Origin of the sequence: Roseovarius atlanticus, from assembly GCF_019802205.1 — a bacterium.
In the GTDB taxonomy this organism is placed as follows: Bacteria; Pseudomonadota; Alphaproteobacteria; order Rhodobacterales; family Rhodobacteraceae; genus Roseovarius; species Roseovarius atlanticus_A.
Map to the genome: position 1 here is coordinate 1,078,176 of NZ_JAHVHQ010000003.1, position 20,040 is coordinate 1,098,215.

Consider the following 20,040-nt stretch of genomic DNA (forward strand, 5'->3'; position numbering starts at 1 on the left):
CGCGGTGCGTGCCATGGGCCTTGACGGAGGCCGCGCGATGCCGTCGGGTTGGGCGAAAAGGAGGTGCCATGAAGATTATCGAGAACCCGTGGCGCGGGCAGGGGCTGGTGGATGGCGTGCTGGCCGAGATCCCCGGGCCGAGCGTGGACGCCGCCGCGCCGTTGCGGCTGTTGGGGCAGTGCCCGGCGCATGAGGTGACGCCGCTGGAGCGGCGGGAGGCGTGGGGCACCACGCTGTTCGTGAAGGACGAGCGCGGGCGCATGGGGCTGGGCAGCTTCAAGGCGCTTGGGGCGGCTTACGTGATTGCGCATGAGGCCGCGGCGACGGGGGCGGACGACATGGCGCGTGCGCTGGCGGGGCGGACATATGTGACGGCGAGCGCGGGCAATCACGGGATGTCGGTGGCCGCCGGGGCCAAGGTCTTTGGCGCGAAGGCGGTGGTTTATATCGCCGAGACGGTGCCGGAAAGCTTTGCCGGACGCCTGCGGGACATGGGGGCGGAGGTGGTGCGCGCTGGAGCGGAGTACGAGGCCAGCATGAAGGCCGCCGAGCACGCCGCGAAGGAGAATGGCTGGACCTTGTTGTCGGACAGTTCCTGGCCCGGATACGTGGACCTGCCGTGGCGGCTGATGGAAGGCTACCTCGTGATGGCCGAGGAGGCAGTGCGGCAGATGCCCGAGGTGCCCACGCATATCTTCCTGCAAGCCGGGGTCGGCGGGCTGGCGGGGGCTTGCGCGGCGCTTTTCCGTCAGGCTTGGGGCGCCGCGCCGCGGATCGTCGTGGTGGAACCCGAGGCGGCCCCGGCGTTGCAGGCCAGTATCGAAGCGGGGCGTCCGGTGGTGACCGAAGGTCCGGTCTCGGCCATGGGGCGGCTGGATTGCAAGGAGCCGTCGCTGATCGCGCTGCGCGGGCTGTCGCGGGACGCGGACGATTTTGGGGCGATCACCGAGGAGGAGGCGGCGGCGGTGCTGCCGGAATTGACGCTGATGGGGCTGGAGAGCACCGAATCCGGTGCCGCGGGGCTGGCCGCCGCGCGGTTGATGGGCCTTGGGCCGGAGGCGCGGGTGCTGTGCATCCTGAGTGAGCAGGCCGAGGCATGAACCGGGGCTTCGACCGTGCGGAATACGAGACCCGCACGGCGCGGGCGCAGTTGCTGATGGACCGCGCCGGGCTGGGGGCGCTTCTGCTGACCACCGAGGCGGACGTGCGCTATTTCACCGGGTTCCTGACGCGGTTCTGGGAAAGCCCGAGCCGTCCGTGGTTCCTGGTGGTGCCGCGCGAAGGGCCGCCCAGGGCGGTGATTCCCTCGATCGGGGCCGCGCCGATGGGGCGGACATGGATTGAGGATATCCGCACGTGGCCGGCCCCCACCCCTGAAGATGACGGTGTGAGCCTGCTGGCGCAGACGCTGGCCGAGGTCGGCGGCCCGGTGGGGGTGCCGATGGGCTTTGAGACACATCTGCGCATGCCGCTGGCGGATTTCGCGCGGGTGAGGGACCTGGCCGGTCTGGTGTTCACCGGCGAAGCGGGGATCGTGGCGCGGCTGCGGGCGGTCAAATCCCCGGCCGAGATCGCCAGGATCGGGACCGCCTGCGCCATCGCGGGCCGGGCCTTTGACCGTGTGCCCGAGATCGCGGGCGCGGGCCGGCCGCTGGCGCAGGTTTTTCGCGACTTTCAGCGCCTGCTGCTGGAGGAAGGCGCGGACTGGGTGCCTTACCTTGCGGGCGGCGCGGGGCAGGGTGGCTATGCGGACGTGATCTCGCCCGCGTCCGAGAGGCCGCTACGGGCGGGCGACGTTCTGATGCTGGACACCGGCGCGGTGTATGACGGGTATTTCTGCGATTTCGACCGGAATTTCGCCGTGGGGCATGTGGGGAACGGCATTGCGGAGGCCCATGCGCGGCTGGTCGAGGCCACGCAGGCGGCCATGGAGCTTGCCCGGCCCGGTGCGCGCGCCTGCGACCTGTGGCGGGCCATGTCGGCTGTCGTCGGTGCGGGCGAGACGGCGGGGCGGCTGGGCCACGGGCTGGGGATGCAGCTGACCGAGGGTATGTCGCTGACGGCACGCGATCAGACGGTGCTGGAGCCCGGCATGGTGATCACGCTGGAGCCGGGGATAGACCGGCCCGGGGGCCTCGGCATGGTGCATGAGGAGAATATCGTGATCACCGATGGCGCGCCGCGGGCGCTGTCGCCGCTGGCGGGCCCGGACATCCCGTTGATCTGAGAAAAAAAAGGCCGAGCTGATAAGCTCGGCCATAGTCCAACAGGGAGGTATGAAGTGATCGGGTTGATCACCGTCATGCCGTGGAATTAGTGCCCGTTTTTCGAGCGTTCAAGAGTAAAGAGGTCGCACTGTGCGAAAACCTGCTATGCTGTTGCCGCATGGCTGCTGTTCCGGCGCGCGAAAATTGCCCGAAACGCCTTATTTTGCGACGTTTTTGCGATAGGCCACAATTTCTTCCTGAACGAAATCGCGGAACGCCTTGATGCGCTGCGAATGGCGCAGCTCCTCGGGGTAGGCGAGGAAGACCGGCACATCGGAGGACTGCACCTCGGGCAGGACGCGGACAAGCTGGTCGAAATCCTGGCCCAGGTAGTCGGGCAGGACGCCGATTCCAAGGTTGTTGAGCACGCCCTGCAGCACGCCGTAATAATTGTTGACGGTCAGCAGCGACGGGATGTCGTAGGTCACCAGCTCGTTGACCAGCGTGGCGCCGGCGCCGACCTGGGCCGAGCGCGGGTTCTGGCAGATCAGCCGGTGCGTTCCGAGGTCTTCCATCCCTTCGGGCGTGCCGCGCTCATCGAGATACTTCTGCGTCGCGAACAGGCACATGTTGATCATCATCAGGCGCTTGCGGATGAGGTCTGCCTGGCTGGGTTCCTTCATGCGGATGGCCACGTCGGCCTCGCGCATGGGCAGGTCGAGCACGCGTTCCTCGAGCATGAGGTCGATGTTGAGGTCGGGATAGGTCGAAAAGAGCTTGGGCAGGCGCGGGGCGAGCCAGAGCGTGCCGAATCCGATGGTGGTGGTCACGCGCAGTTCGCCGAACACCTCTTCCTCGCTGTCGCGGATGCGCGCGGTCGCGGCGTCCAGCCGCTTGACCATGGCGCGGGTGGCGTCGAACAGAAGCTCGCCCTGTTCGGTCAGGATGAGGCCGCGGGCGTGGCGGTGAAAGAGCGTGGCGTTGAGTGATTCCTCGAGCCCGCGGATCTGTCGCGAGACGGCGGATTGCGACAGGTGAAGCTGATCACCGGCATGGGTGAGGCTGCCCGCGTCGGCGACCGCGTGAAATATTCTCAGTTTGTCCCAATCCATTTCGCAACTTTCAATTCAATCCGTTCCCGCTGGCGCAATAGCAGAAAAACATTTGCGGTTCACAGCCGATAGCGCGGAATTCGCGTGAAAAACTGTATTAGGTCACGTATATTGACCTAATACACGCCTATATACATAGCAATTGCGCTGGATCGCGCAAGCGCCACGGGAGGACGATATGAGCGATCAGAAGATTTCCCTGAACGACCGGCTGGACCTGTCCAAGTCTCAGATCCTGTTGAACGGCACGCAGGCCCTTGTGCGTCTGATGCTGATGCAGGCCGCACGGGACCGCGCCGAAGGGCACAACACCGCCGGGTATGTCACCGGCTATCGCGGCTCGCCGCTGGGGGCGGTGGACCTGCAGATGGCGCGGGCGGAAAAGACCTTGGCCGAGGCGAACGTGACCTTTCAGCCGGGCCTGAACGAGGATCTGGCGGCGACGGCGCTGTGGGGCACGCAGCAGGCGCAGCTGCGCGGCGAGGGCAAGCATGATGGCGTCTTTGGCCTGTGGTACGGCAAGGGGCCGGGCGTAGACCGCTCGGGCGACGTGATGCGGCACGCCAACATGGCCGGAACGGCGCCGCTGGGCGGGGTGCTGATGGCGATGGGGGACGACCATACCGGGGAGAGTTCCACCGTCTGTCACCAGTCGGACTGGGCGCTGGTGGATGCCTACATGCCGGTGCTGTCGCCGGCGGGGGTGCAGGAGATCCTGGATTTCGGCCTTTACGGCTTCGCGCTGTCGCGGTTTGCGGGCGTCTGGGCGGGCCTCAAGACGATGAAGGACACGGTGGAGGTCACGAGCGTCGTGGATGGCAGCCTTGACCGGATGAATTTCGTGCTGCCCGAGTTCGACATGCCGGATGGGGGCCTGAGCATTCGCCTCGGGGATCACTGGATCGCGCAGGAAGCGCGGATGATCGACCACAAGAGGTACGCCGCCGAAGCCTTTGCCCACGCGAACAAGATCGACAAGCGGGTGTGGGGCAAACCCGGCGCGAAGATCGGGTTCGTGGCCGCCGGCAAAAACTGGCTGGACCTGACCCACGCGCTGGACATGCTGGGGATCGACGCGGCAGAAGCCGAGCGGCTGGGGTTGACGACCTACAAGGTGGGCCAGACCTTTCCGATGGACATGAAGGGCTTTCACGACTGGGCCGAGGAGCTGGACCTGATCGTCGTGGTCGAGGAAAAGCGCAAGCTGATCGAGATCCAGATCAAGGAGGCGATTTTCGACGATCGCCAAGGGCGGCGCGTCTATGGCTGGTACAAGGGCGGCGCGGGCGGCCTGCATTCCGAGGAGCTGTTTCCGACGCGCATGGCACTGGACCCGGTGATGGTGGCCGAGAAGATCGGCACGATCCTGGTGGAGGAAGGCCGCGGCACGGACCGGGTGAAGGCCGGACTGCAACTGATTGATGAGGCAAAGAAATCGGACAATGCCGAGGAGCTGGCGGCGCGGCTGCCGTATTTCTGCGCGGGCTGTCCGCACAACACCTCGACCAAGGTGCCGGAAGGCGGGCGTGCCTATGCCGGGATCGGGTGTCACATCATGTCGCTGTGGATGGATCGCGAGACCAGCGGGTTCACCCATATGGGCGCGGAAGGCGCCAACTGGATCGGCGAGGCGCCGTTTTCCAACCGCGACCACGTGTTCCAGAACCTCGGGGACGGGACGTATAACCACTCGGGCGTGCTGGCCATTCGGGCGGCGCTCGCGGCGGGTGTGAACATCACCTACAAGATCCTCTACAACGACGCGGTCGCCATGACCGGCGGACAGACCAACGAGGGTGGGCTGGGCCCCGACCGGATCGCGCGCGAGTTGCAGTCGATGGGCGTCGAGCACATCGCGGTGGTTTATGACGAGAAGGAAGAACCCGAGAAGGCGCATTTTCCGTCGGGCATCGGCTGGCACGAACGCGCCGAGATGATGCAGGTGCAGGAGAAGTTTCAGGACATCAAGGGTGTATCGGCCATTATTTACGTGCAGACCTGCGCTGCCGAGAAACGCCGCCGCCGCAAGCGCGGCACCTTCCCGGACCCCGACAAGCGGGTCTTCATCAACACCGATATCTGCGAAGGCTGCGGTGATTGCGGGGTGCAGTCGAACTGTGTGGCCATCGTGCCGAAGGAGACGGAACTGGGCCGGAAACGGGCCATTGACCAGTCGAGCTGCAACAAGGATTTTTCCTGCCTCAAGGGGTTCTGCCCGTCCTTCGTGACGCTGGAAGGCGCGAAGATTCGGAAAGAGGCGTCTGCGGAGCTGGACTTGCCGGATATGCCGGAGCCTGCGCTGCCCAGGATCGACGGCACCTATAACGTGGTGATCACCGGCGTCGGCGGCACCGGCGTCGTGACCATCGGCGCGGTGATGGCGCAGGCGGCGCAGATCGACGGCAAGGGCGCGGGGATGATGGAAATGGCCGGCCTCGCGCAGAAGGGCGGCGCGGTGCATATCCATTGCCGGATTGCCGAGAAGCCGAGCGATATCAGTGCCATACGGGTCGCCACGGGCGAGGCGGACGCGCTCATTGGCGGCGATCTGGTGACGAGCGCCGGGGCCAAGACGCTGGGCCTGACACGGATGGGGCGCACCGGCGGGGTGGTCAACAGCCACGAGATCATGACCGGCGATTTCACCCGTGACACCGAGTTCACGCTGCCCACCGACCAGCTGGCGCTGTCACTGAAGGCGCGGATGCAGGATGACGTGGTGCTCTTCGACGCCAGTGAATTGGCGCGGGTGGCGATGGGCGACGCGATCTTTTCCAACATGATCATCTTTGGCGCGGCGTGGCAGCGGGGGCTTGTCCCGCTCAGCAAGGCCTCGATCGACGCGGCCATCGAGCTGAACGGCACGGCGGTGGAGCGGAACCTGCGCGCCTTCGAGATCGGGCGGTGGGCCGCCGTGCACCCCGAGGAAGCGGACCGCATGGTGACGCCGAACGTGGTGCAGAAACCGAAATCGCTGAAGGAAAAGATCGCCTTCCGCGCGGATCATCTGGTGGACTATCAGGGCAAGCGGCTGGCCAAGCGGTACCGCAAGCTGCTCGATGGAATCGAGAACGAGCAGGTGCGCGAAGCGGTGGCCTTGGGCTATCACAAGCTCTTGAGCTACAAGGACGAATACGAGGTCGCGCGGCTGCTGATCCAGAGCCGGAAGAAGGCCGAGGAGGAGTTCGCGGGCGATTTCGACATGAGTTTTCACCTGGCCCCGCCGATCCTGAGCAAGACCGGCCCGGACGGGCGGCCCAAGAAGCGGCAATTCGGGGCCTGGATGGAAAAGCCGATGCGCCTGATGGCGAAGTTCAAGGGCCTGCGTGGCACGCCGCTGGACATCTTCGGCTATAGCGAGGAGCGGCGCATGGAACGCGCGCTGATCCGCGAGTACGAGGCGGATATGGCCGAGGTTCTGCCCAAGCTGGAGGGCCGGACCCAGGACGCCATCGTGGCGCTGGCCGAACTTCCGTTGCAGATCAGGGGCTTCGGTCCGGTGAAGATGGCAAACGCGCAGAAGGCCGCGAAGCAGCGCGAGCATCTGTTGCAGGTGATCCGCGATGGCGGGCAGGACGTGGCACGGGCGGCACAGTAGGCCGCCCGCGCCTTTGTTACCCAAATTTCATCGCCCTGTTACGTGGCGGGGCGATGTAGATGGGTGCACGCGAATCGAGACGGAATCCGAGATGCGCCTGGAACGCCACGTGGCCCGTGACATCAGCTATGCCTATTCGGCGCAGACCCGTGGGGGCCGCGCCATGATCCGCACGATGGAAAACCTGACGGGGCGTATCCGGCTGATCAAGCGGGCGGCGGGATACGAGCAGGAGGTTGCGGCGGGCCGTGATTTCTGGCAGGTGATGGTGGAGCGCTATGGGCTGACGCTGGACGTGGTGGGCGGGAGCCTGGACAGCATCCCGCGCACCGGGCCGCTGATCCTGATCGCGAACCATCCTTACGGCATTCTGGACGGGCTGATGATGGGCCATATCCTGAGCCAGACGCGGGGCGATTTCCGCATCCTGGCGCACCAGATCTTTCGCAAGGCCGAGGATCTGAACCGCGTGATCCTGCCGATCAGTTTCGACGAGACGAAAGAGGCGGTCGCGCTGAATGTCGAAACGCGCAAGACGGCGCTCAATTATCTGAAAGACGGCGGCACCATCGGGATTTTCCCCGGCGGGACGGTCAGCACGGGCGTCAAACCCTTTGCCCAGCCGCTGGATCCCGGCTGGCGCGGGTTCACGGCGCGGATGGTGGCGAAATTGGACGCCACGGTGGTGCCGGTGTTCTTCGAGGGGCATACAAGCCGGCTGTTCCAGTTGGCCAGCCATATGCACACCACGCTGCGCATGGGGCTTCTGATCAAGGAGTTCAGCAAGCGTGTGGACACCCGTGTGCAGGTGGTGGTGGGCCAGCCCATCGCGCAGGACGAATTGCGCGCACGGGCCGGGGACACGAAATCCATGATGGCGTTTCTGCGGCACAAGACGTATGAGCTTAGCACGCGTCCGGTGAACCCGGACGAGATTGGCTTTGAATACGACTAGGGGCGCGGGCAGCGCGGTTGACATGGCAGTTGGGATTTTCGACAGCGGGCTTGGCGGCCTGACGGTTCTGAGCGCCGTGGAGGCGCGGTTGCCGGAGGTGGCGCTTGTCTATCTTGGGGACAACGCCAACGCGCCGTACGGCGTGCGCGACGCGCAGGATATCTTTGTCCGCACCAAGGCGCATGTGCAGCGGCTGTGGCATGACGAGGACTGCGACCTGGTGATCCTGGCCTGCAACACGGCGTCCGCCGCCGCGCTGCGCCGGATGCAGGAGGAAGGCGTGCCCAAGGGCAAGCGCGTGCTGGGGGTCTTCGTGCCGCTGATCGAGGCGCTGACCGAGCGGCAATGGGGCGACAACTCGCCCCCGCGCGAGGTGGCGGTGAAACATGCGGCGCTGTTTGCCACCCCCACGACCGTCAGCAGCCGGGCGTTCCAGCGGGAGCTGGCCTTTCGCGCCATTGGTGTCGACGTGGAGGCGCAGGCCTGTGGCGGGGTGGTGGATGCCATCGAGGACGGCGACATGATCCTGGCCGAGGCGCTGGTGCGCAGCCATGTGGATGCGCTGAAGCGCAAGATGCCCAACCCACAGGCCGCCGTCTTGGGCTGCACCCATTACCCGCTGGTCGAGGACGTGTTCCAGGCGGCATTGGGGCCGGAGGTGCAGGTCTATTCGCAGCCGCAACTGGTGGCGGCGAGCCTGGCCGATTACCTGTCGCGCCATCCCGAGATGGCGACTGGGGGCGAGGGTGTGCGGTTTCTGACCACGGGCGATCCCAAGCGCACGTCGGACCGGGCGACGCAGTTCCTGCGACGAGGGATCACGTTTCAGGCCGCCTGAGGCCAGTGCGTCGCATTGCGGGCGCGCGCAATCTTCCTTACATGACTGACAACTGATGAAAGAGGTCTGACATGACCCATAAAATCGCCATTCTGGGCGCCTCGGGCTATACCGGCGCCGAACTTGTCCGGCTGATCGCCACCCATCCGGGGCTGGAGATTGCCGCGCTGTCGGCCAATTCCAAGGCCGGGCAGACCATGGCGCAGGCGTTTCCGCATCTGCGGCACCTCGATCTGCCGGTGCTGGTGACGATCGACGAGATCGACTTTACCGGCATCGACCTGTGTTTCTGCGCCCTGCCGCACAAGACCAGCCAAGAGGTCATCGCGGGGCTGCCCAAGGACCTGAAGATCGTGGATCTGAGCGCGGATTTCCGGCTGCGTGACCCTGACGCCTATGAAAAATGGTACGGCAACAAGCACGCCGCGGTGGAGATGCAGCAGGAGGCCGTCTATGGCCTGACCGAGTTTTACCGCGACGCCATCAAGGGCGCGCGGCTGGTGGCCGGGACGGGGTGCAACGCCGCGACCGGGCAATACGTGCTGCGCCCGCTGATCGAGGCCGGGGTGATCGACCTTGACGAGATCATCCTCGACCTCAAATGCGGGGTGTCGGGGGCCGGGCGGAGCTTGAAGGAAAACCTGCTGCACGCCGAGCTGTCGGAGGGGTATCACGCCTATGCCCTGGGGGGCACGCACCGGCATCTGGGCGAGTTCGATCAGGAGTTCTCGGAGATCGCGGGGCGGGACGTGCGCATCCAGTTCACGCCGCATCTGATCCCTGCGAACCGGGGGATTCTGGCGACCGGATATGTGAAGGGCGAAGCGAAGGCGGTCTACGAGACGCTCTACAACGCCTATGCGGACGAGCCCTTCATCGAGGTTCTGCCCTATGGCGAGGGGCCCAGCACGCGGCATGTGCGGGGCAGCAATTTCTGCCATATCGGGGTGGTCGCGGACAGGATCGACGGGCGGGCCATCGTGGTCGGCGCGCTCGACAACCTCACCAAGGGGTCGAGCGGGCAGGCTTTGCAGAACGCCAACCTGATGCTAGGTATCGACGAGACCACGGGGCTGATGCTGGCGCCGGTGTTTCCGTGAATGTCCCGGAGGAGTTTCCCTGAGGAGGACGGGGTAGCGCGATGAAATCACTGAAGAAACAGCGGCGGATCCAGGTCATCGCGGTGACGGCGATTGCACTGATCCTGGCCACCGGCCTCATCGGCTATGCGATGCGCGATGGCATCAACTTCTTCCGCTCGCCCAGCCAGGTGATGGCCGAACCGCCCAGCCCCTCGGAAACCTTCCGCATCGGCGGGCTGGTCGAGGAAGGCACTCTGGTGCGCGGCGAAGGCGAGACGGTGACCTTCAGCGTGACCGATGGCGGGGCGTCGGTGCCGGTGCGCTATACCGGCGTTCTGCCCGATCTCTTTGGCGAGAACGAGGGCATGGTCGGCTTGGGCCGGTACGAGGACGGTGTCTTTACCGCGACCGAGATCCTGGCCAAGCATGACGAGGAATACATGCCCAAGGAAGTGGTCGACGCGCTGAAGGAACAGGGCGTCTACCAGGAACCGGACGGTAGCTAAGCCGCGCATTAACCAATCATGACAACCCTTGCCGGTGAGTTCAAATCGCTGGCCAAGGGGGCGCGGAATGCAGACTGTCTCGGAGATCGCAAAGGATATCCTGGCGCGGGAAGGCGGGTTCGTGAACGACCCCGACGACCCGGGCGGGGCCACCAACCATGGCGTGACCATCCATACGATGCGGCGGCTGGGGCTGGACCTTGACCGGGACGGCGACGTGGACGTGGCCGATGTGCGCCGCCTGAGCCGGGCGCAGGCGCAGGACATTTTCATTGACCATTACTACCATCGGCCCGGCATCGCGCGGCTGCCGCAGGTCTTGCAGGCCAGCGTGTTCGACATGTACGTGAATGCCGGGGCCAACGCGGTGAAGATCCTGCAACGGCTGTTGCGGCAGATGGGGCACGAGGTGGCGGTGGACGGCATCATCGGGCCGCAGACCATCGAGGCGGCGGAACTGGCCCATGGCGTGGCGCCGCTGCATATCGCCGATGCTTACGGGATCGCGCGGCGGAACTACTATTTCCGGCTGGCCGATCAGCGCCCCGCGTCGCGCAAGTTCGCGCGCAGCCGGGCAGGCGGCAAGGGCGGCTGGATCCGGCGGGCCGAGGCGTTCATCTCGCCCCGTTATCACATGACGCCGTCGGAGTTTCGGGACCGGGTGGCGAAATGGGACTGATCGAGACGGTCCTGGGCCTGGTCTTCGGCGGCGGGCGCAATGCCGTGGCCGAGACGGCGGAGGTGTTCCGGGTGAATGCGGAGAAATCCGATGAACGCGCCGCCGAATTGCAGGGCGCGGCGCTGGCGCAGCTGGCGGCGGAGTTCAAGGCCGAGCGCAAGGGCTGGTATGACCGGCTGATCGACGGGCTGAACCGGGTGCCGCGCCCCGCGATGGCGCTTGGCACGCTGGGCCTCTTCGTGGCCGCGATGGTGGACCCGATCTGGTTTTCGGAACGGATGCAGGGGATCGCGCTGGTGCCAGAGCCATTGTGGTGGCTGTTGGGCGCGATCGTCAGCTTTTATTTCGGCGCGCGGCACCAGGCGAAGGGGCAGGAGTTTCACCGCTCCATCGCCGCCACCATGGCGCGCACGCCGCAGGTGGTGGGCAACCTGAAATCCTTGCGCGCGCTGGAGGCGGGCAGCGTGGGCGTGGCCGATACCGGGCATGACGCGGGGTTGGCGTTGCAGGTGCAGCAGCCGGAGGGAGAGCCGAACCCGGCCCTGCGGGAGTGGCAGGAGGCGAGCCACGGGCGGTAGGTGCCGCCGCGTGTCCTGACCGTCATCCCCGGACTTGATCCGGGGGCCTCTTGGCGGGCGAGGTCCCGGATCAAGTCCGGGACGGCGTTGCGTATCCAGCCCCCCGCGCGGAACAAAGGCGCGGCACGCGCCGCCGCGCCATCGCTGCCCCCCACCCAGGGGGCGGCGATTTGGAACACGCTAGCGCTCCGCTCGGATGTCTTTCGGATCTGGCCGGGATAAAGCTCTGCCGATTTGCCGTTGGATCGCCACCCCGGGGGGGCATCGATGGCGTGGCTGATCCCGCGACAATGTGATCACCCGTCGCACCCGAAAGACGTTGGAGGCGAGGCCCGGGACGATTATAACCGCCCCATGATCACCGAGCTTGGACATTTCGCCCTCATCCTCGCCTTCTTCGTGGCGTGCTTTCAGTCGGTCGTGCCCCTGATCGGCGCGCACAAACGATGGGCGGGGTGGATGGCCGTGGCCGAGCCTGCCGCGACGTTGCAATTCGTGCTGACGCTGGGCGCGTTCGGGGCGCTGATGTGGGCCTTCGTCACCTCGGATTTCTCTCTGGAGCTGGTGGTGGCCAACAGCCATTCGGCCAAGCCGCTGCTCTACAAGATCACCGGCGTCTGGGGCAATCACGAAGGCTCGATGTTGCTGTGGGTGCTGATCGTGACGCTGTTCGGCGCCTTTGCCGTGTGGTTCGGGGGCAACCTGCCGCCAACGCTCAAGGCGCGGGTGCTGTCGATGCAGGGGCTGATCGGCGCGGCCTTCTTTGCCTTCATCCTGTTCACGTCGAACCCGTTCCTGCGGATGCCGGTGCCGCCCTTTGACGGGCGCGACCTCAATCCGTTGTTGCAGGATCCGGGATTGGCCTTCCATCCGCCGTTCCTCTACCTGGGCTATGTCGGGCTTTCGATGACCTATTCCTTCGCTCTGGCGGCCCTGATCGAAGGCCGGGTCGATGCGGCCTGGGGCCGGTGGGTGCGGCCCTACACGCTGGCGGCGTGGATTTTCCTGACCATCGGCATCGCGCTTGGGTCCTGGTGGGCCTATTACGAGCTGGGCTGGGGCGGGTTCTGGTTCTGGGACCCGGTGGAAAACGCCAGCTTCATGCCGTGGCTGATTGCCGCCGCGCTGTTGCATTCGGCCATCGTGGTGGAGAAACGCGAGTCGCTGAAAAGCTGGACCATCCTGCTGGCGATCATCGCCTTTGGGTTCTCGATGGTGGGGGCGTTCATCACCCGGTCGGGCGTGCTGACCTCGGTGCATGCCTTTGCCACGGACCCCGAAAGGGGCGTGTTCCTGCTGATGATCACCGGGTTCTTCATGATGCTGGGCCTGACGCTCTTTACCGCGCGGGCGGGGGCGATGCAGGCCAAGGGGGTGTTCGGCCTGGTGAGTCGCGAGACGATGCTGGTGGCCAACAACGTGTTGTTGGGCGTCGCGGCCTTCGTCATTTTCGTGGGCACGATCTGGCCGCTGATCTCGGAACTCATGTTCGACCGCAAGCTGAGCGTGGGCGAGCCGTTCTTCAACATGGCCTTCACGCCGTTCATGATCCTGTTGGGGCTGATCCTGCCGGTGGGCGCGATGCTGCCGTGGAAGCGGGGCAATCTGGGCCGGGTGCTGCGGCCGCTGGTGGGCGCCTTCGCGCTGGCCGTGGCGGTGGGCGCGCTGGCCTTCGCGATGCAGACCGGGCGCAGCGCGCTGGGGCCGGTGGGCCTGTTCCTGGCGGCCTGGCTGATCGTGGGTGCGGCGGTGGACCTGTGGAGCCGGACGGGCCGGGGCGGGGGGCGCCTGTCGCGGCTGACGCGCCTGCCGCGCGCCGACTGGGGCAAGGCGGTGGCCCATGCGGGGTTCGGCATCACCATCGCGGGCATCGCCGGGATGCTGGCCTGGGAGGCCGAGGATATCCGCGTGGCGCAGGTGGGCGACAGTTTCGAGGTGTCGGGGCTGACCATCACGCTCGACGATGTGCGCGAGGTGGAGGGGCCGAATTATATCTCCACCATGGCGGATGTGACCCTGTCGAAGAACGGATCCGTGGTGAGCCGGCTGAACCCTGAAAAACGAGTCTACCCGGTGGCCGGAATGCCCACGACCGAGGCGGCCATCGACAATGGTTTCCTGCGCGACGTTTATGTCGTGATCGGCGACGAGCAGGCGGCGGGCGGATGGGCGGTGCGGACCTATTACAAGCCGCTGGCCAACTGGATCTGGGGCGGCGCGATCCTGATGGCGATCGGGGGCGCGCTGTCGCTGTCGGACCGGCGTTACCGGGTGGCGGCAGGGGCGCGCAAGTCCCGCGCCGTGGGGGTGCCGGCGGAATGAAGCGTCTGGTGCTGATCCTCATGCTGCTGGCCTCGCCGCTCTGGGCGGTGCAGCCGGACGAGATTTTGGACGATCCGGTTCTGGAGGAGCGGGCGCGGGAGATATCCTCGGGCCTGCGTTGTCTGGTCTGCCGCAACGAGAGCATCGACGATTCAAATGCCGACCTGGCCCGCGACCTGCGCCTTTTGGTGCGCGAGCGGCTGGTGGCGGGCGACAGCGACGAGGAAGTCATCGACTTCGTCGTGGACCGCTATGGCGAGTACGTCCTGCTGAACCCGGTGGCGAGCGGCAGCAACCTTGTGCTGTGGCTGGCCGGGCCGGTGATGCTGCTTTTGGGCGGGCTCTTGGCGGCGGTCTATATCCGGGGGCGCGCGGGCGCGAAACCGGAGGGCGAGGCCGGGCTGAGCGCCGCCGAAGAGGCGCGGCTGCGCGAAATCATGAAGGACTGACGCGCCGTCGCGCGTTGCATTTCCGGGCCGGGCGGGGTTGATTGGCGTCACACGCCAGATGGAGACCCGCCCGATGACGACCTATCAGACCCTGACATACGACCTGAACGCCGACGTCGCCGTGCTGCGCATGAACCGCGCCGACAAGATGAACGCGCTCAACACCCAGATGCGGGCCGAGATCACCGACGCGGTCGGGCGCGCGGGCCGCGAGGCGCGGGTGCTGGTGCTGACCGGCAACGGCAAGGCGTTCTGCTCGGGTCAGGACCTGTCGGACAACGGCACGGCGGCGGCACTGGACGTAGAGCGCGTGCTGCGCGACGAGTACGAGCCGATGCTGCGGATGATCTCGGACTGCCCGGTGCCGACCATCGCGGCGGTGAACGGCCCGGCGGCGGGGGCGGGGGCCAACCTGGCGCTGGCCTTCGACGTGGTGATCGCCACCGAGAGCGCCTATTTCCTGCAGGCCTTCGCGCGGATCGGCCTTATTCCGGACGCGGGCGGGACCTACTGGATGCCGCGCCAGGTGGGGGCGGCCAAGGCGATGGGTGCTGCGCTGTTTGCAGAGCCGATCTCGGCGCGGCAGGCGGATGCCTGGGGGCTGATCTGGGAGGCGGTCGAAGACGACGCGTTCGAGATGCACTGGCAGGCGCGGGCGGCGCACCTGGCGAAGGGGCCGACGGCGGCCTATGGCGGGATCAAGCGCGCGGTGCGCGGCAGCTGGGAAAACGGGTTCGACAAGCAGCTGGACCTCGAGGCGCAGTTGCAGGGCGAATGCGGGCGGACACGGGATTTCCAGGAAGGCGTGACCGCCTTCCTGGACAAGCGCAAGCCGGAATACGAGGGGCGCTGATCAGGCCGAGACCTCGATCAGTTCCACGTCGCTGAGCTGGAATGTGCTTCCCAGCCCGGGCAGGATCACGGCGGGTGCGCCGTCGAGGTTGAGCACCGCGTCGCCGCCGACATCCGTCAGGCTGAGGTCCGGCGGATCGCCGCCATCGTAGGTCAGCACGAGCAGTTCCTCGTTCACCTCGAAGTCCGTGATCGTGGCCGGATTGCCGGCAAGCAGGGGGCTGCCGCCGATGAAAAGATCGGCGCCTTCGCCGCCGGTGACAGTGTCGTCCTGGCCGAAGATCACGATGTCGTTTCCGGCGCCGCCATCGACCTCGTCGCCTTCGGTGTCGTCATCCCGGGCCAGGTCGAGGCCCGGCAGGTCGTCGAGCGACGCCGCGTCGCCATTGGCGAAATCGCGCGCCACGGTGCGGGTCGCGTCGATAAAGGCGGTCTGATCGGTAAGGCCGGTGGACAGGATCAGGTCGTCGCCGGTGTCGCCGCGCAAGGTGTCGGCCCCGTCGCTGTCCACCAGGATATCTTCGTCGGCGCCGCCGCGCAGGAAGTCGTTGCCGGCATTGCCCGCGATCACGTCCTGGCCGTCTTCGCCGAACACCCGGTCGTCGCCGTCGCCGGCATCGACGATGTCGCCTTCGGCGCCGCCGCGCACCACATCGTCGCCGTCTTCGGCGTCGATGAAGTCGACAGCCTCCGTTCCGGTGATCGAGTCCGCGCCTGCCGTGCCGGTGACCGGATTGATCGTGTCGGTCGGAAGCGGATCGGGGCCGCCGGTTTCCGGCTCTTCGGGCAGCGGGCCGGCGCCGCCGGTTTCGGGCTCTTCCTCGCCCGGCGTGTCAGGGGCACGGGCATTGTCGTCATTGTCGTCGAAGAGGTCGATGGCCAGGGCAGCCGTCGCACCGATGCCCAGGAGACTGAGCAGAACTATACCAAGCATGAAGGATTTCCCAAGAGACTCACATGGTTGCAGACTACTCTTCGATTGGCGGCCCGTCGTGGTCATTCGTCGATTTCGGGCCGGATTCATTGGTTTTCGACCCATTTCCCCGGCGCATCGTCGCCACTTGCGAAACAATTCTTTCGATTTGGAGGAAGCGTTGATTTTCGGGCCGGACCACGGAAAGCTCAGCCCGTGTAGCGGCCGATGGCGACATTGCGCAACGAGAAGTCCGGGCTGGTGTCGCGCAGGACAGCGATCGAGCGGCCGTCGGCCATGATGGTGGTGACGCCCGTCGTCTCGTTCCGCGCGACCGACAGTTCGGGGGCGTCACCGTCCCGGTCGTAGACGAAGGTGATGATATCCTCCGCGGCGTCGAAATCCGCGATCTCGACCGGGGCGCCGCCGGCGATCCAGTCGCCCAAGGCAAACTCGTCGCCGCCGGGACCGCCTGCGATGGTGTCTTCGGAGCCTGCCACCACGGTATCGTCGCCCGCGCCGAGGTCGACCACGTCGCCGGCATCGGACGCGGCCGGCAGGTCGTAGGCGAAGGCGATGTCGAAGATATTGTCGGCCCCGGTGACGGAACTGCGCAGGGCAGCCTCGTCCACGACATTGGCCGCCTCGACGAAGTCGTGGCCGTCGCCGGCGGCAATCGCGTCCTGCCCGGTGCCGGGAATGATGACATCGCCGCCAGCGCCGCCGGTCAGCGTGTCGTCGCCATCGAGGCCGATGAGCCAGTCGCCGCCGGTGCCCCCCGCCAGAAGGTCGGCGCCGTCGCCGCCCAGCAGCAGATCGCTGCGCGCGGCGGCCTGCGCCTCAGCCTCGGCGGAGTCTTCGGTCGTATCGTCCGGCGCAAACTCGGGCAGGTCGAGCCCGCCCAGCCCCACGAGGCCGGCCATTGCGCCGCCGATCAGTAACAGGATGCCGAGTATCGCCATGATGCGCCCCAAGTTGCCCGGTTGCGGGCATCATGGCGCAGGAGGCTGAACCGCCGGTAAATGCGCGACCGGCCGCCGCACATCATTTGGCTACAATTTTAGCCATCCTGCGGGCACAAAAGAAAACGCCCCGCGCTGGCGGGGCGTTTCGGAACGGCAGGAAGATCGCGCTCAGCGGTTTTCCATGTCCACGTAGTCGCGCAGCGTTTCGCCCTTGTAGAGCTGGCGCGGGCGGCCGATTTTCAGTTGCGGATCGCCGATCATTTCCTTCCACTGCGAAATCCAGCCCACCGTGCGGCTGAGCGCGAAGATGGGCGTGAACATCGAGGTCGGGAAGCCCATCGCCTCGAGGATGATGCCCGAATAGAAATCGACGTTGGGGAAGAGCTTCTTCTCGGTGAAGTAGGAATCTTCCAGCGCCTGTTTCTCAAGCTCCTTGGCGACTTGCAGCGTTGGGTTGTTCTCGATCCCCAGGAGGTCGAGCACCTCGTCGGCGGACTGTTTCATCACCTTGGCGCGGGGGTCGAAGTTCTTGTAGACGCGGTGGCCGAAGCCCATCAGGCGGAACGGATCGTCCTTGTCCTTGGCCCGCGCGATGAATTCCGGGATGCGGTCGGGCGTGCCGATTTCCTGCAGCATCTCCAGGCAGGCCTGATTGGCGCCGCCATGGGCCGGACCCCAGAGGCAGGCGATGCCCGCCGCGACACAGGCGAAGGGGTTGGCGCCCGAGGACGAGGCCAGCCGGACCGTGGAGGTCGAGGCGTTCTGCTCGTGGTCGGCATGCAGGGTAAAGATGCGGTCCATGGCGCGGCTGAGGATCGGGTTGACCTCGTAATCCTCGGCCGGGACGGCAAAGCACATGCGCAGGAAGTTCGACGCATAGTCCACGTCGTTGCGCGGATAGACGAAGGGCTGGCCCAGCGTGTACTTGTAGGCCATCGAGGCGATGGTCGGCATCTTGGCGATCAGGCGGATCGTCGCGACCTCGCGCTGCCACGGGTCCGAGATGTCGGTGCTGTCGTGGTAGAAGGCGGAAAGCGCGCCCACCACGCCCACCATGATGGCCATCGGGTGCGCATCCCGACGGTAGCCGCGGAACAGGAAGTGCATCTGTTCGTGCAGCATGGTGTGGTTGGTCACGCGGTTCTCGAAATCCTCCAGCTGGGCCGCAGAGGGCAGCTCGCCGTAGAGCAGCAGGTAGCAGACCTCGAGGTAATGCGATTTCTCGGCCAGCTGGTCGATCGGGTAGCCGCGGTGCAGAAGCTCGCCCTTGCCGCCGTCGATATAGGTGATCGTGCTGTCGCAACTTGCGGTCGAGGTGAAGCCCGGGTCATAGGTGAACACGCCCGCCTGCGCGTAGAGCTTGCGGATGTCGATCACGTCCGGGCCGGCGGTGGGGGAATAGACCGGAAGTTCGTATTCCTTGTCGCCGATCGTCAGTTTCGCGGATTTGGTACTGTCTGCCATCAGGGTCTCCCTCGTCAAGCCGTGACGCGCGGCGCGTCTTGGCTGCTTAATCCAGTGCACCTTTCAAGAGTGTTAAACACTCTTCGAGGCAGCATCGTTCAGTCGGGCGAGGGATTCCTCCCGGCCCAGGACCAGCATCATGTCAAACACGCTCGGTGTTGCCGCCCGACCGGCCAGCGCGGCCCGCATCGGGCCGGCCAGCTTGCCGAACTTGAGATCCTTGGAGGCGGCGAACGCGTTCGCAGCCTCTTCCAGATCGTTGCGCGACCAGTTAGCATTTTGCAAGTGCGGCGTCAATTCGTTCAGTATACCACGGGATACTGCGTCCAGCTGCGCGGCGGCCTTCGCGTCCGGTTCGATCGGTCGGTCCGCCAGAATAAATTCCGCCTTATCAAGAAGTTCAGGAAAATTCTTCGCGCGCTCCTTGAGGCAGTACATGCCGTCCAGAAGCAGCGCCTGTTTCGCGTCGGGCAGCGGATCGGATGCCGTCGCGTCAAGGAAGCCGTTCAGTTCATGCAGCAGCGCAGCATCGTCGCTGGCGGCGATGTGCTGGCCACAGAGATTGTCCAGCTTCTTGAAGTCGAACCGGGCCGGGGACTTGCCGATCCCGTCGAGGTCGAACCAGTCCTTCGCCTGATCGTCGGTGAAAAACTCGTCGTCGCCGTGGCTCCATCCCAGTCGGGCGAGGTAGTTGCGCATCCCCGCCGCCGGGTACCCCTGCTTCTGGTACTCGTCGACGCCGAGCGCGCCGTGGCGCTTGCTCATCTTCTTGCCGTCGGGGCCGTGGATCAGCGGGATATGGGCGTAGACCGGCAGGGGCCAGCCCATGGCGTCATAGATCAGCATCTGGCGGGCGGCGTTGTTGAGGTGGTCGTCGCCACGGATGACGTGGGTGACGCCCATGTCGTGGTCGTCCACCGCCACGGCCAGCATGTAGACCGGCGTGCCGTCAGAGCGCAGCAGGACCATGTCGTCCAGCTGATCGTTGCGGATGGTGACGTCGCCCTGCACGGTGTCGGCAATGGTGGTCGTGCCCTCCAGCGGGGCCTTGATGCGGATGACATAGGGCGCGTCGGGATGCGTCGACGGATCGGCGTCGCGCCACGGGCTGCGGTAGAGGGTGGAGCGACCCTCGGCCTTGGCCTCATCGCGGAACGCCTGGATTTCCTCCTGCGTGGCGAAGCACTTGTAGGCCTGGCCCTTAGCAAGCAGTTCGTTCGCCACCTCGGCGTGGCGGTCGGCGCGGGCGGCCTGGCTGACCGCCTCGCCGTCATGGTCGAGACCGAGCCAGGCCAGTCCGTCCAGGATCGCCTGCGTCGCCTCGGGGGTCGAGCGGGCACGGTCGGTATCCTCGATCCTGAGCAGGAAGGAACCGCCGTGGTGCCGCGCGAACAGCCAGTTGAAGAGCGCCGTGCGCGCCCCGCCGATATGCAGGTAGCCGGTCGGCGAAGGAGCAAAACGGGTGACGACTGGCTGCGACATGGGCCGGTTAACCTTTCGGTAAGCATGGGGGACGTATC

17 protein-coding genes are annotated in these 20,040 nt (G+C 66.0%); 12 read left to right on the forward strand and 5 right to left on the reverse strand.

The annotated features are described in order from the left end of the window. Positions 1–68: 68 nt before the first annotated feature. Together KUV49_RS11215 and KUV49_RS11220 are read left to right on the forward strand one after the other, a co-directional pair. Positions 69–1,100, forward strand: a complete 1,032-nt coding sequence (locus KUV49_RS11215) for a pyridoxal-phosphate dependent enzyme (protein ID WP_222450023.1) — start codon at positions 69–71, stop codon at positions 1,098–1,100. Next, a complete protein-coding gene (locus KUV49_RS11220) occupies positions 1,097–2,227 on the forward strand; it encodes a M24 family metallopeptidase (RefSeq protein WP_222450024.1) in 1,131 nt (376 codons plus the stop codon). Before KUV49_RS11215 ends, KUV49_RS11220 begins: the two co-directional genes overlap by 4 nt. Before the next feature lie 198 nt (positions 2,228–2,425). On the opposite strand, the gene KUV49_RS11225 is transcribed toward KUV49_RS11220, so the two are convergent. After that, on the reverse strand, positions 2,426–3,319 hold the full coding sequence (locus KUV49_RS11225) for a LysR family transcriptional regulator (protein ID WP_222450025.1): 894 nt from the start codon (positions 3,317–3,319) through the stop codon (positions 2,426–2,428). A gap of 178 nt (positions 3,320–3,497) precedes the next feature. Between KUV49_RS11225 and KUV49_RS11230 the strand changes: the two genes are divergently transcribed. The 10 genes from KUV49_RS11230 (at position 3,498) to KUV49_RS11275 (ending at position 15,179) form a co-directional block, all read left to right on the forward strand. Beyond that, complete coding sequence (locus KUV49_RS11230; RefSeq protein WP_222450026.1) at positions 3,498–6,917, forward strand: indolepyruvate ferredoxin oxidoreductase family protein; 3,420 nt, start codon at positions 3,498–3,500, stop codon at positions 6,915–6,917. 91 nt (positions 6,918–7,008) lie between these two features. After that, complete coding sequence (locus KUV49_RS11235) at positions 7,009–7,872, forward strand: lysophospholipid acyltransferase family protein (protein ID WP_222450027.1); 864 nt, start codon at positions 7,009–7,011, stop codon at positions 7,870–7,872. Between the two features lie 22 nt (positions 7,873–7,894). Further along, positions 7,895–8,710: a glutamate racemase gene (locus KUV49_RS11240; protein WP_222450028.1), complete on the forward strand. Its 816-nt coding sequence runs from the start codon at positions 7,895–7,897 to the stop codon at positions 8,708–8,710. 71 nt (positions 8,711–8,781) lie between these two features. After that, the gene (gene argC, locus KUV49_RS11245) at positions 8,782–9,810 is read left to right on the forward strand and encodes an N-acetyl-gamma-glutamyl-phosphate reductase (RefSeq protein ID WP_222450029.1); all 1,029 of its coding nucleotides are present in this window, start codon (positions 8,782–8,784) and stop codon (positions 9,808–9,810) included. Between the two features lie 41 nt (positions 9,811–9,851). Beyond that, positions 9,852–10,298, forward strand: a complete 447-nt coding sequence (ccmE, locus tag KUV49_RS11250) for a cytochrome c maturation protein CcmE (protein ID WP_222450030.1) — start codon at positions 9,852–9,854, stop codon at positions 10,296–10,298. Positions 10,299–10,365: 67 nt separating this feature from the next. Further along, positions 10,366–10,977 (forward strand): holin-associated N-acetylmuramidase, encoded by a 612-nt coding sequence (locus KUV49_RS11255; protein ID WP_222450031.1) that lies wholly within the window; start codon positions 10,366–10,368, stop codon positions 10,975–10,977. Further along, positions 10,968–11,555 carry a holin family protein gene (locus tag KUV49_RS11260; protein WP_222450032.1) on the forward strand — a complete coding sequence of 196 codons (588 nt, stop codon included), beginning with the start codon at positions 10,968–10,970 and terminating at the stop codon, positions 11,553–11,555. Before KUV49_RS11255 ends, KUV49_RS11260 begins: the two co-directional genes overlap by 10 nt. 354 nt (positions 11,556–11,909) lie before the next feature. Next, the gene (locus KUV49_RS11265) at positions 11,910–13,877 is read left to right on the forward strand and encodes a heme lyase CcmF/NrfE family subunit (RefSeq protein WP_222450033.1); all 1,968 of its coding nucleotides are present in this window, start codon (positions 11,910–11,912) and stop codon (positions 13,875–13,877) included. Then, a complete protein-coding gene (locus tag KUV49_RS11270; protein ID WP_222450034.1) occupies positions 13,874–14,326 on the forward strand; it encodes a cytochrome c-type biogenesis protein CcmH in 453 nt (150 codons plus the stop codon). The genes KUV49_RS11265 and KUV49_RS11270 overlap by 4 nt, the downstream gene beginning before the upstream one ends. Positions 14,327–14,399: 73 nt before the next feature. Further along, positions 14,400–15,179, forward strand: a complete 780-nt coding sequence (locus tag KUV49_RS11275; RefSeq protein ID WP_222450035.1) for an enoyl-CoA hydratase-related protein — start codon at positions 14,400–14,402, stop codon at positions 15,177–15,179. On the opposite strand, the gene KUV49_RS11280 is transcribed toward KUV49_RS11275, so the two are convergent. From KUV49_RS11280 to gltX, 4 genes are all read right to left on the reverse strand, one after another. Next, positions 15,180–16,112 carry a calcium-binding protein gene (locus KUV49_RS11280; RefSeq protein ID WP_222450036.1) on the reverse strand — a complete coding sequence of 311 codons (933 nt, stop codon included), beginning with the start codon at positions 16,110–16,112 and terminating at the stop codon, positions 15,180–15,182. Positions 16,113–16,300: 188 nt separating this feature from the next. Further along, complete coding sequence (locus tag KUV49_RS11285) at positions 16,301–17,053, reverse strand: calcium-binding protein (RefSeq protein WP_222450037.1); 753 nt, start codon at positions 17,051–17,053, stop codon at positions 16,301–16,303. Positions 17,054–17,224: 171 nt separating this feature from the next. After that, positions 17,225–18,520: a citrate synthase gene (gene gltA, locus KUV49_RS11290; RefSeq protein ID WP_152492226.1), complete on the reverse strand. Its 1,296-nt coding sequence runs from the start codon at positions 18,518–18,520 to the stop codon at positions 17,225–17,227. A 72-nt stretch (positions 18,521–18,592) separates the two neighbouring features. Continuing rightward, the gene (gltX, locus tag KUV49_RS11295) at positions 18,593–20,002 is read right to left on the reverse strand and encodes a glutamate--tRNA ligase (RefSeq protein WP_222450038.1); all 1,410 of its coding nucleotides are present in this window, start codon (positions 20,000–20,002) and stop codon (positions 18,593–18,595) included. Between the last annotated feature and the right edge of the window lie 38 nt (positions 20,003–20,040).